Origin of the sequence: Campylobacter sp., from assembly GCF_020024835.1 — a bacterium.
Taxonomy (GTDB): domain Bacteria; phylum Campylobacterota; class Campylobacteria; order Campylobacterales; family Campylobacteraceae; genus Campylobacter_D.
On record NZ_JAHHTD010000033.1, the window covers coordinates 1 to 14,344 of the forward strand.

General features: G+C 26.7%; 15 protein-coding genes. 9 read left to right on the plus strand and 6 right to left on the minus strand.

Annotation, left to right across the window (positions count from 1 at the left end):
• The 4 genes from QZ429_RS06000 to dnaA form a co-directional block, all read right to left on the minus strand.
• A partial coding sequence (locus QZ429_RS06000; protein WP_291952838.1) for a DUF262 domain-containing protein occupies positions 1 to 1,136 on the minus strand: 1,136 nt, incomplete at its 3' end.
• Positions 1,137 to 1,156: 20 nt separating this feature from the next.
• Positions 1,157 to 3,475 carry a DNA topoisomerase (ATP-hydrolyzing) subunit B gene (gene gyrB, locus QZ429_RS06005; protein ID WP_291952839.1) on the minus strand — a complete coding sequence of 773 codons (2,319 nt, stop codon included), beginning with the start codon at positions 3,473 to 3,475 and terminating at the stop codon, positions 1,157 to 1,159.
• Positions 3,476 to 3,484: 9 nt separating this feature from the next.
• Positions 3,485 to 4,552 (minus strand): DNA polymerase III subunit beta, encoded by a 1,068-nt coding sequence (gene dnaN / locus QZ429_RS06010; protein WP_291952841.1) that lies wholly within the window; start codon positions 4,550 to 4,552, stop codon positions 3,485 to 3,487.
• A 135-nt stretch (positions 4,553 to 4,687) separates the two neighbouring features.
• On the minus strand, positions 4,688 to 6,019 hold the full coding sequence (gene dnaA / locus QZ429_RS06015) for a chromosomal replication initiator protein DnaA (RefSeq protein WP_291952842.1): 1,332 nt from the start codon (positions 6,017 to 6,019) through the stop codon (positions 4,688 to 4,690).
• A 113-nt stretch (positions 6,020 to 6,132) separates the two neighbouring features.
• On the opposite strand from dnaA, the gene ruvC reads away from it, so the two are divergent.
• Positions 6,133 to 6,600 (plus strand): crossover junction endodeoxyribonuclease RuvC, encoded by a 468-nt coding sequence (ruvC, locus tag QZ429_RS06020; protein ID WP_291952843.1) that lies wholly within the window; start codon positions 6,133 to 6,135, stop codon positions 6,598 to 6,600.
• 3 nt (positions 6,601 to 6,603) lie between these two features.
• Here the strand turns inward: ruvC and QZ429_RS06025 are convergent, their stop codons facing one another.
• Positions 6,604 to 7,230: a hypothetical protein gene (locus QZ429_RS06025; RefSeq protein ID WP_291952844.1), complete on the minus strand. Its 627-nt coding sequence runs from the start codon at positions 7,228 to 7,230 to the stop codon at positions 6,604 to 6,606.
• Positions 7,231 to 7,290: 60 nt separating this feature from the next.
• Positions 7,291 to 8,052 (minus strand): IclR family transcriptional regulator, encoded by a 762-nt coding sequence (locus QZ429_RS06030; RefSeq protein ID WP_291952846.1) that lies wholly within the window; start codon positions 8,050 to 8,052, stop codon positions 7,291 to 7,293.
• A gap of 207 nt (positions 8,053 to 8,259) precedes the next feature.
• Between QZ429_RS06030 and QZ429_RS06035 the strand changes: the two genes are divergently transcribed.
• The 8 genes from QZ429_RS06035 (at position 8,260) to QZ429_RS06070 (ending at position 14,249) form a co-directional block, all read left to right on the plus strand.
• Positions 8,260 to 9,168: a dihydrodipicolinate synthase family protein gene (locus QZ429_RS06035; RefSeq protein ID WP_291952848.1), complete on the plus strand. Its 909-nt coding sequence runs from the start codon at positions 8,260 to 8,262 to the stop codon at positions 9,166 to 9,168.
• Entirely contained in the window at positions 9,165 to 9,428 is a 264-nt protein-coding gene (locus QZ429_RS06040; protein ID WP_291952850.1) for a UxaA family hydrolase, read from the plus strand. Before QZ429_RS06035 ends, QZ429_RS06040 begins: the two co-directional genes overlap by 4 nt.
• Entirely contained in the window at positions 9,425 to 10,591 is a 1,167-nt protein-coding gene (locus tag QZ429_RS06045) for a UxaA family hydrolase (RefSeq protein ID WP_291952851.1), read from the plus strand. The genes QZ429_RS06040 and QZ429_RS06045 overlap by 4 nt, the downstream gene beginning before the upstream one ends.
• A gap of 27 nt (positions 10,592 to 10,618) precedes the next feature.
• Positions 10,619 to 11,401 (plus strand): SDR family oxidoreductase, encoded by a 783-nt coding sequence (locus tag QZ429_RS06050; protein WP_291952853.1) that lies wholly within the window; start codon positions 10,619 to 10,621, stop codon positions 11,399 to 11,401.
• A 12-nt stretch (positions 11,402 to 11,413) separates the two neighbouring features.
• A complete protein-coding gene (gene fucP, locus QZ429_RS06055) occupies positions 11,414 to 12,658 on the plus strand; it encodes an L-fucose:H+ symporter permease (protein WP_291952855.1) in 1,245 nt (414 codons plus the stop codon).
• A gap of 1 nt (position 12,659) precedes the next feature.
• Positions 12,660 to 13,430 carry an amidohydrolase family protein gene (locus QZ429_RS06060; protein WP_291952857.1) on the plus strand — a complete coding sequence of 257 codons (771 nt, stop codon included), beginning with the start codon at positions 12,660 to 12,662 and terminating at the stop codon, positions 13,428 to 13,430.
• A 2-nt stretch (positions 13,431 to 13,432) separates the two neighbouring features.
• Positions 13,433 to 13,750: an L-rhamnose mutarotase gene (locus tag QZ429_RS06065; RefSeq protein WP_291952860.1), complete on the plus strand. Its 318-nt coding sequence runs from the start codon at positions 13,433 to 13,435 to the stop codon at positions 13,748 to 13,750.
• A gap of 76 nt (positions 13,751 to 13,826) precedes the next feature.
• Complete coding sequence (locus QZ429_RS06070; protein ID WP_291952862.1) at positions 13,827 to 14,249, plus strand: DUF417 family protein; 423 nt, start codon at positions 13,827 to 13,829, stop codon at positions 14,247 to 14,249.
• Positions 14,250 to 14,344: the final 95 nt, after the last annotated feature.

Sequence of the window (14,344 nt, forward strand, 5' to 3'; positions counted from 1 at the left end):
TTTTCAGGACTTAATAAAATCAACATTTCCAATAAATATAAACATTCTTTATAAATATTTTCATTTTTACCTAATATTTTTTTTAAAAATAAAACTAAAGGTATAACAGTATTAGTATTAAATACACTTATTATATGGAAAAATCTTAATTCGTAATTTTCATATTTAAAAACAGTTGTTTTATTTATATCTGGGAAATTGCGATATATTCTCGCATAATCTTTTAATTCTTTTAATAATTCTTTTAAATCATTTTCATTTAAATTTTTAATATAATCTTTATATAATAAACTCAATCCGCTTAAATTATGTATTTCTGTATTAAAAATACCTTTTATAATTGCATAAGAATATAAAAGTATCTCACTTTTACTTCTTTTAACCCTACCAGTTTCAATTTCTTCATTCCAAAATTCCTGCTCTTCTTTTTTGTTATCAAATACATTATCCCAATATTCTTCATAATATTTATTGGCCTTATTTTCATCACTTATCTTTATAATTTTATCAAATAAGGCATTTTTTATAATATCAGTAGATGATAATCTTAATCCTGTAGAATTTATAGAATCAAATATTTTTTGTTCATCTTCATTTGCATTCAAACAAACAACAACCCATAATTTACTATCAATAATATATTTTATAAATTCAAATAAATTAATATTATTAAACTCATTTTTTATTTTTTCGCTAAAATAATTATAACAACCAAAAATTCCATTTTCTTCTTGATTATTAATATTTTCATCTTTTAAAATTTTTTCATATTTTTCTTTATCTAATCTTGAATGGTTAATTTTTGGTATATCATCAGTAAAATTTTCAAATAAATAATCTTTAAAATAATTTTTTTGTTGATTATCTAAAAAATTACATAAAACTTTAATCAAAATTGAAAAAGTAGTAAGCCTTTGTTGCCCATCAATTACAATAGAATAAATTTCAACTCCACTATCTCTTTTTAAAATAATAGAACCTAAAAAATGTTCTTTGTTTTCTATAAAACTATTTTTTAAATCATTTAATAACTGCTCCCAATTTTCTTTTTTCCAAACATAAGGCCTTTGAAAAAAAGGAACAACAATCCTTTTTTCATCTCTTATAAAATTAAAATTATTTTCCCTAGCTTCCATATTATTTCCATATACAAAAATCAAACATCCAAATGCTTAACATCTTTAGCGTGAGTTTGTATATATTCACGGCGAGGTTCTACATCATCACCCATAAAAAGATTAAAAATATCATCAGCTCTTTGTGCATCTTCAATAGTAATTTTTAATAAGCGACGATTACTAGGATCCATAGTAGTATCCCATAATTGCTCAGGATTCATTTCACCAAGACCCTTATATCGTTGTATATAAGCACCTTTTTTAGCGTTTTTTTCTACTTCATCTAAAATATCTAAGATATCTTTATCAAAATTTAAATCTCTTTCTTTAATTTTTTGATAAATATAATTTGCTTCTTCATAAAGTGGATTTGTAAATAAATCATCATTAATTAATAACTCTTCTAAACCATTTTCAGTTTGTATATAAAGACGAATTTCATTATCATTTATGTAAGAATTTAAAATATTATAATTTTGTTTTTCTAAAAATTCCTTAACAATCTTAAACAATTCTTCATTATTTGACTTTATAAAATCAGGATTTTCTATTAAATATCTAATTACTGAAATTACATTAAATCTTTTTTCTAGTTCTTTTAATGTATTTTTATAAGCAGCAACAATCTTTAAAAAATCCTTTAAATCATTAAGTCCTATACCTTCATAATTTGAATTTTCAATACCAATTTCAATTAAATAATCATTTAAAGCTTTTTCATCTTTAAGATAAATTTCTTTTTTTTGACCTTTTTTGTATCGATAAAGTGGTGGTTGAGCTAAATAAATATGTCCATTTGCTACAAGATCATTCATAAATCTAAAAAAGAATGTTAAAAGCAAAGTCTGTATATGAGATCCATCTACATCAGCATCTGTCATAATAATAATTTTATGATATCTTAATTTTTCTATATCAAATTCATCTCCTATACCACAACCAAAAGCAGTAATCATATTTTGAATTTGTTCAGATTTTAAAATTTTATCAAGTCTTGCTTTTTCTACATTAAGTATTTTACCTCTTAAAGGTAAAATAGCTTGAAATGTTCTTTCACGACCTTGTTTAGCACTTCCACCAGCACTATCTCCTTCTACAAGATAAATTTCACTTTCACTTGGATTTTTACTTTGACAATCAGCTAATTTTCCAGGCAAAGTTCCTACACTAGAGCTTTCTTTTTTACGAGTTAGTTCTCTTGCTTTTTTAGCAGCTTCCCTACCTCTAGCTGCCATTAAAGCCTTATTCATAATAGCTTTTGCTTCTATAGGATTTTCTTCAAAATATTTACTTAAATATTCAAAAGAAGCTTTAGAAACAATAGGACGCACATAAGATGAGCCTAATTTACCTTTAGTTTGACCTTCAAATTGAGGTTCAGGCACTTTTACACTCACTACAGCGATTAAACCTTCTCTTACATCTTCTCCGGTGATTTTAGAATCTTTTTCTCTAGCACTAGCATTTGCTTCAATATAATTACTAATAACTCTAGTAAGACCCATTCTAAAACCAGCCTCGTGAGTGCCACCATCTGGAGTTTTAATATTATTAACAAAAGAAAGTAAATTTTCACTATAACTATCATTGTAAAGTAAAGCTACTTCGACATTAACATCTTCTTCATCTACATTAAAAAATATAGCTTTAGTTAAAGCTTGTTTTTTATTCATATCAATAACAAACTGACTTATTCCACCTTCATAATGAAAACTTTCAGATTTACCTATACGATTGTCTTTAAAATTTATAGTTATTTTTGGATTTAAATAAGCAAGTTCTTTAAATCTTTTAGCTAAAATTTCATAATCAAATTCTGTTATTTCAAAAATACTATCATCAGGCCAAAATTCTATAGTAGTTCCAGTTTTTTTACTAGTTCCTATTGTCTCAAAATTGCTAATAGTCTTACCTTCTGAAAATTCTTGTCTATAAATTTCACCATCTCTATGAATAGTTGCAACTAATTTTTTTGATAAAGCATTTACAACACTTACTCCAACACCATGCAAACCACCTGAAACTTTATAAGTATCTTTATCGAATTTGCCTCCTGCATGTAAAACGGTTAAAACAACAGTCAAAGTAGGAATATTTTCAGTTGGATGAATACCTACTGGAATTCCACGACCATTATCACTTACTATACAAGAACCTTCAGTTGTAATTTCTACATTTATAACATCACAAAAACCAGCCATAGCTTCATCAATAGAATTATCAACTACTTCATAAATCATATGGTGAAGACCATTTATATTAGTATCACCTATATACATACCAGGACGTTTTCTAACAGCCTCTAAACCTTTTAAAACTTTAATATTACCGGCGTTATAATTTTGCTTTTCTTGCATATATTTTCCTTATAATATTACAGGCATTATGATAGTTTGTAATTCTTCAGAAGAAACTAAAAAAGCCATATGAGGTTCATTTATACTTAATTTAAAATTTTCACTTTCTATAGAATTTAAAAAATCTGTAATGAATTTATTTTTAATACAAAGATTAAATTCTTCTTCTATATCAAGTTCTATATCAAGTTCAGTTTTTGCTTCCATATTATCTAAACTAATGCCTTCAAATACAAGTTTATTTTTATAAAAATTTAATTTCATTTTTTCTGTGATTATGTTGATTTTTTTAAGAGCATCTTTAAAATCTTCTGTTTTAAATATAAATTCTTTCGTAATATTTTTTGGAATTACTCTTTCATAATCAGGGAATTTATCGTTAATAAGTTTTGTAAAAAATTCAAAATTTTCATTTTTAGCGATTAATATATTTTCATCATAATAAATTTCTATTTTTTCAAAAAATATTTTTTGCATTTCAAAAATAGCTTTTTTTGGGATACAAAGATTAAATTCTTTTTCATTAGTTTTATTTAGAGTAAAAATTGCTAAACGTTTCGTATCTGTTCCTACAAAATTTATATGAGAAGTTTTAATATCTAATAACGCACCATTTAAAGAATATTTTGGATTATTAGTATCAACTGCTGGTAATATTTTTTTTAAAGATCTACTTAAATCACTAGAATCAATATCAAATTTATCTTTGCCTTCTGTACTTGGGAAATTTGGAAAGTCTTCATTATTAAACATAGGAAGTTTATATTTTGTTCCTTTTTGTCTAATAAATAAAAAGTTTTCTATAGTTTCTAAAACAACATCTTCGTTATTTAAATTTTTTATAATATCTAAAATACTTTTTGCATTAGCTGTAGCAAATCCAGGATTTTCTACTTTAATTTTTTTAATTTTATAATTAATTCCTATTTCATAATCACTTGCTTTAATGATTAATTTATCCTCAATTACTTCAAAAAGAAGATGAGAAGCTATATTACTAGAATCTTTTTTATCAACATATGAGTTGGTTAATACTATAGCTGATTCAAGGGTATTTTTGTTTATGCTTATTTTCATTGTTTATTCCTTGGTATTTTTAAAAATTTATTTTATCATAATAATAAGCAATGTGAAAATGTGAAAAAGTATTTTGAAGTTTTTTTTATAGTTTATTTAGACTATGGAATAAAAAATAATATTATTCACATTTATTCACATAGAACTTTTTATTTTTGTTAGAATTTTATTTTTTAATTCATCTATAATCATCTTTAGATTTTCATTTTCTTTAATGAGTTCTTGAATTTTTTTAATATTATGCGATATAGCCGTGTGATCTTTCATATTAAAAAATCTTGCAAGTTGAGGCATAGACATAGTTGTTAATTCTCTTGATAAAAATATTACAACTCTTCTTGCTATAACAATATTTTGTGTTTTTTTATTTGATTTTATGTCATTTGGTTTTAAATTATAACTTTTTGCAACTTCATTTAGTATATCTTCTATATTTATATTTTCTTTATTTTCTTTAATATGATCTTTCATAAAACTTTTTACTATTTCTAATGTAATTTTTTGATTAAAAAGCCTAGCTTGGGCATTTAAATTTGTGATCATACCTTCAATTTCTCTAATATTATTACCCATAGAAGTGGCGATATAACTAATAACTTCTGAATCAAGATCTATAGCATTAAATTGACATTTTTTCTTAATAATAGCTATTTTTGTATCTAGTTGTGGAGGTGTGATATCTGCAATTATCCCATTTGCAAAGCGACTTTTTAAACGTTCTGTAATACCTTTTAATACATTAGGTGGATTATCACTTGTCATAATAATTTGACCAAATTTTTCTTTAATTTCATTAAATGTGAAAAAAAATTCTTCTTGAATTTTGTCAGTTTTGCCAAGAAATTGCACATCATCTATAAGTAAAACATCGCAATTTTTGTATTTTTCATGAAATTTATTCATTGTTTTATTATTTAAATGAGAAGTAAAATCGTTGATAAAATTATCACTAGTTGCATAGATAACTTTGTATCCATTATCTAAGCAAACATTTCCTACAGCTTGAAGTAAATGAGTTTTTCCAAGTCCAGTTGGACCATAAATAAAAATAGGATTATAAAGTTTTCCTAGTTTATTTTTATTTGTGATAGCTTTACAAGTAGCATAAGCATATTGATTAGAATCCCCTACAACAAAGCTGTCAAAGGTAAAAGAAGGATTTAAAATAGTGCTTTGTGCTTTAATTTGTGAAATATCTACTTTTAAATTATTTTTGATAGAAGTTTTAACTTCACCAGTTGTAATGATAATTTGAGGATTAATACCTGTTTTAACTTCGTAAAAATATGCTAATTTTTGAGAATATTTTGTTTGTATAAATTTAGCTAAAAAATGATTTGGTGCTATAAATACTAAAGTATTATTTTTACTTGATTTTTCACTAAATTGTAAATGTGAAATATAGTTTTGGTATTCATTATCTGTAATTTCAGTTTTAAATTCTTGTAAAAAATCTTTTATATTCATTTGTTTTCTTAAAATAATTAATTATTGGTAAAATTCTATCTTAATTTTTATAAAAACTGGTTAAAATTATTGACTTAAATAAATTTCACATAGCTGTGAAATAAAGGTGAAAATTGAAAGTATTAGGAATTGATCCTGGCTCTAGATATTGTGGTTATGCTATCATTGAAAAAAAGAATAATAAAAATCAACTCATAGAAGCAGGACTTATAAAAATTAAACCTAACAATTTGCAATATCAAATCACAGAACTTTGCGAAGGACTTGATTTAATATTTAAAAATCATCAATTTGATGAAGTAGCAATAGAAGATATATTTTTTGCATATAATCCAAAAACGGTTTTAAAATTAGCTCAATTTCGTGGAGCTTTAAGTCTTAAAATTTTGCAACTTCATGGAGATTTTGCAGAATACACCCCATTACAAGTCAAAAAAGCAGTTACAGGTAAAGCAAAATCCACAAAAGAACAAGTCTCTTTTATGGTAAAAAGATTACTTGGTATATCTAAAGATATAAAACCTTTAGATATTACAGATGCTATCGCAGTAGCTTTAACTCATTTAGCAAATTTAAGATAAAAATTAATTTCCTATGAAATAAATTTCTACATCTCGTAAAAGTTTTTCACATATGGCAGAATCTGTATTTTTATCAACGACTAAATTTATGTGATTTTTTGTATCTCTAAAACTTCCAGCTGATTTTGAATTTTTTACTTCTAATTTTTGATTATCTTTTAAATATTTAATTGTAATCACAAATTTAGTGGCTGCAGAAGCTTCTCCAAGGTTAGTTTCTATTACCACACTCATATTTGCAGCTTTAGCTAAAGTTGTTTGAATTTTATTAAGAATTTCTTTTATTCTTCTGTTTAGTTCTATAATTTTTAAAATATATTTATTATCAATACTCTCAAAAGAAACTTTTAGCTTATTCATAATTTCTTGATTTGTTGGCTTATCAGGAGCGACATACACCATATAAAATCCATTTTTAATATCAATTTTAGTGCTTTTTGTATCTCTTCCTGTAGCAAAAACTTTCACATAAACAGCATTATCAAGATATACTCTATCTATCATAGGACCATAAATTTCATATTCTCTTTTTCTTATAATAACTTCTCTAGCTGCTACTTGAATTTTTACTGAACATTCGTGAATTAAAGGTTCCATTTCTTTTTTTATTTCAAGTAGTTCTTTAAGCATCAATTATCCTTGTTAAATTATTTTCTTGCGATTATAACAAAAAAATATTTAATTTTTTAGTTAGTATATTTTTTCTATGTTAGGAAAGTTTGATAAAAGAGTTTTTTCTATTTTATTTTTTTCCTCAAGTAAAATTTTTTTATTTTTTTCTCTAAATGCTTCATTGGAATAAAAAATTAAGTAAGAAATACTAATTGCAGCTATGATTTTTCCTTTATGTTCTATACCCACAGCCATACATTCAATTTGAGGATTCATCTCTCCACTTTCTAAAGCAATTTTTTCTTTTTTAATTATTTGTAATTGAGTATATAATTGATCTATATCATTTAGAGTATTTGGTGTGATTTTTGTAAATTTTTTACTATATATTGTTTGAAGTTCTTTTTTACTTTTTTTCTCCAATAAAGCTTTTCCTAAAGAAGTAGCATAAGCAGGATAAGTTGTCCCTACAAAAGATTTAAGTTGTATCTCGTTATTTGTATCAAATTTTTCAAGGTATAATACCTCCCCTCCTTTTAAAATACCCATTTGACAGGTTTGACCACTTAAATCCCTTATAATTTTCATATGTTTTTTTATAAGCTCTATAACGCTATTTTCATTTTTTATACTTAAACTTAGTTCTAAAATTTTATTATCAAGACAATAAAATTTATTTTTACAAAAGATATATCTAGTTTCTTGCAAAGTTTTTAGTATAGGTGAGAGTGTTCCTATTGGAATATCTAAATTTTTTGCAATTTGACTTAAAGTTAAATTTTTTTCACAAGCTAATAGCTCTAAAATTTTTAATACTCTTAAAGTAGGCTGATGTTTCATTTTTATCCTTTGTAATTATATTTTTCACATTTTGTAACATTTTATATAAAATATTTTTTTAGCTAATTTTATAAAAATTATGATTTATTCGTAATTAGGTTCATTTTATTGTATTTTTGCTTATTTTTAAAATTTAGAATATTTTGTTATATTTTTGTATATAAATAATATTTTGTATATACAAAAATATTAGCTAAAGGATTAAAAATGGGAAATTTAAAAGGGACCTTTCCAGCTTTATTGACTCCTTATGATAAAGATGGAAGTATCAATGAAAAAGAATTTATTGATTATTGTGAATTTGGAATTTCTAAAGGATTAAATGGACTTTTTTGTAATGGTAGTGCAGGTGATTCTCAAGCTTTAAGTATAGAAAAACAAATTAAGCTTATGAAATTAAGTAAAAAAGCTTCAAAAAATCAAGTGCCTATTATCACAGGTATTACTTCAAGTATTTATGAAAATACAACTATTTTAGCTCAAAAAGCCTATGAAATAGGTCTTGATGCACTTTTGCTTGCTATGCCGTATTATTATAAATTTAATGAAGATACACTTTTTGAATATGTTAAAGATATAGCAAGTAAGGTTAAGCTTCCTTTGTATATTTATAACATACCTCTTTTTGCTCCGCCACTTTCATTAGCTCTTATTGAAAAACTTTCTAAAATTGAAAATATAGTAGGTATTAAAGATAGTAGTGGAGATGCCTTGCTTTTAAATCATATTTTAGATCTTGTGCCTGATGATTTTGATGTCTTTGTAGGTAGAGAAGAATTTTACGCAGGGGCTTTGTTTGCAGGAGCTAAGGGTTCTATGACAAGTATAGGAGCTGTGTTTCCAGAACTTATGAGTGAAATTTATAAGGCTATGAATGAAAAATCTTATGAAAAAGCTTTAAAGATACAAAAAAGTTTATTAAAGGCTATAAGATTTGGTATGAGTATGGCTTTTCCTATGGGCTTTGCTTTGCTTTTAAAAGCTAGAGGTTTTGAATTTGCAGACTTTAGCCCACATCCTCTTTCAAAAATCACTCAAGAAGCTTTACAAAATCGTTTTGATGAGGCTAAAAATATTATCAAAGAATTAGAATATCAAACAGGAATTAAATTATGAAAGGCTTTATTATAGTCAATGAAAAAGACAATGTAGCAACAGCTTTACATAATTTTCAAAAAGGGCAAAACATTGCAGGAGTGATTTTACAAGAAGATATACAAAGTGGTCATAAATTTGCACTTAGAGATATTAATGCTAAGGAATTAGTGATTAAATATGCTGAAGCAATTGCAATTGCAAGTTGTGATATTAAAGCAGGAGCGTGGGTGCATATTCACAATACAGCAGGTATTCGAGGACGAGGAGATAAACAATGACAAAGATTCAAGGCTATAGAAGAGAAGATGGAAAATTTGGCTTAAGAAATAAAGTTATTATCATTCCAAGTGTTCATTGTGCGAATAAAGTGTGTGAAAATATTGCTAAAAAATGCCAAGGAGCAGTATATATTAATCATCAACACGGCTGTTCTCAACTTGAATTTGATGCCTTGCAAACAAGAGATGTTCTCATAGGACACGGCACAAATGCCAATGTTTATGGAGTTTTGATAGTAGGTTTAGGTTGTGAGGTAATACAAGCAAAAATAGTTGCAGAAAAAATTAAAGAAGCAACACCTTATAAGAAAGTGGAATATCTAGTTATCCAAGAGTGTGGTGGCACTCAAAATACACTTCAAAAGGGTATTAAAATCGTCCAAAGTATGCTTGATGAAGCTACAAAAGTGCTAAAAAGTGAAGGGGATTTTTCTGATTTGATTTTAGGCACAGAATGTGGAGGAAGTGATAGCTATAGTGGGCTTAGTGCCAATCCTGCTTTGGGAAGTTTAAGTGATTTTGTAATTGATGAGGGAGGATCAGTAATTTTAGCAGAAACTACTGAACTTATAGGTTGTGAAGCGATTTTAGCTAAGAGAGCTAAAGATGATGAGGTAGCAAAAAAGGTTTATGAAAAAATTTTAGGTTTTGAAAATTTAATCAAATCTTTCCATGCTGATATACGCGGGGCAAATCCAAGTCCAGGAAATATAGCAGGAGGTTTAAGTAGTATAGAAGAAAAATCTTTAGGTTGTATTTATAAAGCTGGAACTAAAACACTAATAGATGTGATTGATTATGCCAAACCTGTTATTTTTAAAGGACTTACTTTTATGAATACTCCAGGTAATGACATAGAACAATTATCAGCTATGGTTGCAGGAGGTGCAAATATTTGTGTTTTTACAACTGGTCGTGGCACGCCAACAGGTTCAGCCATAGTGCCAACTATAAAAATGAGCTCTAATACATTTTGCTATGAAAATATGCAAGATTGCATTGATATTAATGCTGGAAGTATTATTGATGGGATAAAAACAAAAGAAGATGTAAAAGATGAACTAATTGATTTAATTGTAAAAGTTGCACAAGGACAATTAGTTAAAGCAGAAGTCAATGAACAAAATGATTTTTCAGTTTGGAGACTTGCTACAACTTGTTAAAAATAAATTTTATACAAAGGAGAATAAATGGATTTGCAGATTAAAAATAAAGTTTGTATTATCACAGGTGGTGCTAAGGGTATAGGGTATGGTATCGCTAAGTTATGGGCAAAAGAAGGTGGCATACCAGTTATTCTTTCAAGATCAATGCCACAAGAACATTATAAAGAATTAAAAAATTTGTGTCAAGATTATGGATTTTATGAGATTGATTTAAAAAATTATGAACAAATAGGAAAACTTATAAATGAGATTGCTACTCGATATGGTGGAATTTATGCTTTAGTTAATAATGCTGGAGCTAATGATAATCTTCATATTGAAGATGCCACTACACAAGATTTAATCAAATCTTATGAAAATAATCTTTTTCATTATTACGCAGTAACAAAGGAATGTTTGCCTTATATCAAAAAAGAAGAAGGTAGTATTTTAAATATAGTAAGCAAAACAGGACTTACAGGGCAGGGTAGAACCTCAGCTTATGCTTCAGCAAAAGCTGCACAAATTGGTTTTACTAGAGAGTGGGCTTGTGCATTTGCTAAAGATGGTGTGCGTGTTAATGCCCTAGCTCCTGCTGAAGTGATGACACCGCTTTATGAAAGATGGTTAAAAAATTTTCCTAATCCAAAAGAACAATATGAAAAAATTGCTAAAAGTATTCCTTTAGGACATCGTTTTACTACGATTGAAGAAATTGCAAATACAGCAGTTTTTACATTAAGCCCCCTTGCTTCACATACTACAGGTCAAATTTTATTTCCTGATGGAGGTTATGTGCATTTAGATAGAGCTTTAAATTGGGATTAAAGGGGAGTAAAAATGGATACAAATTCAAAAAATATAAAAATAGCAATTATTCTTGTTAGCTCACTTTTCTTTTTATGGGGTGTAAGTTATGGTCTTATAGATGTGATGAATAAAAATTTTCAAAATCATTTGCATATTACCCAGCATGAAAGCGGTTTTTTGCAACTTGCTTATTTTGGAGCTTATTTTATCATTGCTTTACCAGCAGGATATATAGCTAATCGTTTTTCTTATAAAATGGGTATTATTTTTGGTTTAGCTTTATATGCCATTGGTTGCTTACTCATCATACCAGCTACAAATATAGCCAGTTTTGGATTATTTTTATTTGCCTTTTTTATTTTAGCTTGTGGAATTGGCTCATTAGAAACAAGTGCCAATCCTTATATGGTAAAACTTGGAGATGAAAAAAATGCAAGTTTTAGAATCAATGCAGCACAAAGTTTTAATGGTTTTGGACAATTTGTAGGGCCAATCATTGGCGGAGCCTTATTTTTATCTATAACAAAGCAAGAAGAAGGAGCAAGTGCTGATCAAATAGAAGCTGCACTTTTAGCAAATATGAGTAATGTTCAGCTTGTTTATGTGGGTATTGCTACTATAGTGCTTTTGATTTTAATACTTTTTTCCTTAAATAAAATTCCAGAAGGAGCACAAGTAAGTAGTGATTATGCTAAAGAAGATACAAGCAAAGCCTTAGGAGTTTTCAAGCATAGTCATTTTAATTACGGACTTTTAGCACAATTTCTTTATGTGGCAAATCAAGTTGCTGCTGGAGCATTTTTTATTAATTACGCTACAGAGCATTATGAGGGGCTTAGTGATGAAAAAGCAGCATATTATTTTTCCATAGCTTTAGTGGCTTTTATGATGGGTCGCATTCTTTCTACACCTTTAATGAAAAAAATTAAAGGAGAAAGTATTTTAGGAATTTATTCTTTAATCAATGTTCTTTTATGTATAGGGCTTTATTTTAGTAATGGATTATTTAGCGTAATTTTGTTGATAGCTTTATTTTTCTTTATGAGTATCTCTTTTCCTACTATTTTTGCAGTATCTACAAAAAATTTACCTTTTCATCAAGTTAAATTAGCAGGTTCGCTTTTAGTTATGAGTATAGTAGGAGGTGCTATTAGTCCTTTAATAATGGGAGCTATAAATGATCATTTTGATACAAGTATGGGTTATTTAGCTATGGCACCTTTATTTTTATATGTGGCTTGGTATGGTTTTTTAGGTTCAAAAATAAGGGCTTAAAATGCAAAAAATTTTTGACGCACATATTCATCTTTGGGATTTAAATCAAGTAAGCATTCCTTGGTTGAAATTTAATGAGTGCTTAAATAAAAATTTCGTTTATGAGGATATGATAAAAAAATATCAAGATTTTGATTTAATTGGAGCTATGTATGTCGAAGTAGATAGTGATGATAAAGATAGCGAAGCTTCTTTTGCCCTCAATCTACAAAAGCTTTATGGCTTGAAGCTTTGCTTAGCTAATATAAATTACAAAGATGAAATTTCAGCTTTTAGAGAGGTTTTACACACAAGTATAAAGGGTGCTAAAAGGCTTTTAGATAAGGATTTTTTACAAATTTTAAAAGATTTAGAAAAAGAAAATCTAGTTTTTGAAGCTTGTGTGAAAAATGAAGAAATTTATATGTTAGAATCCACTCTTAAAGCTTACCCTAAATTAAAAATTTGTCTTAATCATTTTGGAACACCTAATCAAAAGCATTTAAAAGAATATAAAGAAATTTTAGAAAAATTTTCTCATTATCCACAACTTTTTATAAAACTTTCAGCTCCTGATAATTTTTTACAAGAAGCTCCAAAAGATTTTCTTTTTGAAATTTTTACTTTTTTAAAAGATTGTTTTAGTGAAGAAAGACTTTTGTTTGGTTCTAATTTTCCTGTAGCAAAATTAAGTCCAAAAGAGTGGGCAAATCTCATCATACAAAGTGAAGTTTTTGAAAATCTCGATGGTATTTTTTATAAAAATGCACTTAATTTATATAAAAGGAGTTAAAAATGCAAAGATATGGGCAAATTATTAAAATTAAGCCAGAAAAAATTAAGGAGTATAAAGAGCTCCACGCAAAGCCTTATAAAGGAGTTTGTGAAATGATTAAAGAATGCAATATACAAAATTATTCTATTTATCTTTTTGATGAATTTTTATTTGCTTATTTTGAATACATTGGTGAGGATTTTCAAAAAGATATGGAAAAAATGGCAGCAGATGTAGCTACTCAAAAATGGTGGAAAATTACTGATCCTTGCCAAATTTCTTTAGGATATGCGGGTCAAAAATGGCTTGATATGGAAGAAGTTTTTCATTTAGATTGATAATAAATTTTATTTATTGATTGTTATTATTATTTTATTATCATTTAAAATTATTATATTAATTAAGGTTTTTAAAATGGATAAACTAGCACATATCTTTATAAATACAAATATAGATAAATTTGTATTGCGTTTTGCGGTGATTTTAGTATTTGTTGTTTTTGGCATTTCTAAGTGGTTTGATTTTGAAGTAGAATTACTTAAGCCTTTATTTGCTAATACTTGGTTAGCTTTTTTACCACATTTTCTTGGTGATGCTGGAGCTTCTTATGCCTTGGGTGTCGTAGAGGGAATCATTTATATTTGTTTAATTATAGGTTTTTTCAATCCTAAATTTGGTGTTATAGGTGCCTTGGGTGTTTTAGCTACTTCTTTAACTACTTTAAGTTTGATGATACAACTAAGTTTTGATGGATTTATATTTAAAGATGTATTGTTAGTAGGTGCTTCACTCGTAATTTTAAAATTTGACTTAAAAAGAATATATCTTTTTAAATAAAAATAATCAAAATTTAAACTAATTAATAATTTTTTAATATTAATTAGTTATTTTGTTTAGTTTAAAATTGATATTTTATTAAATAAAATTTATAA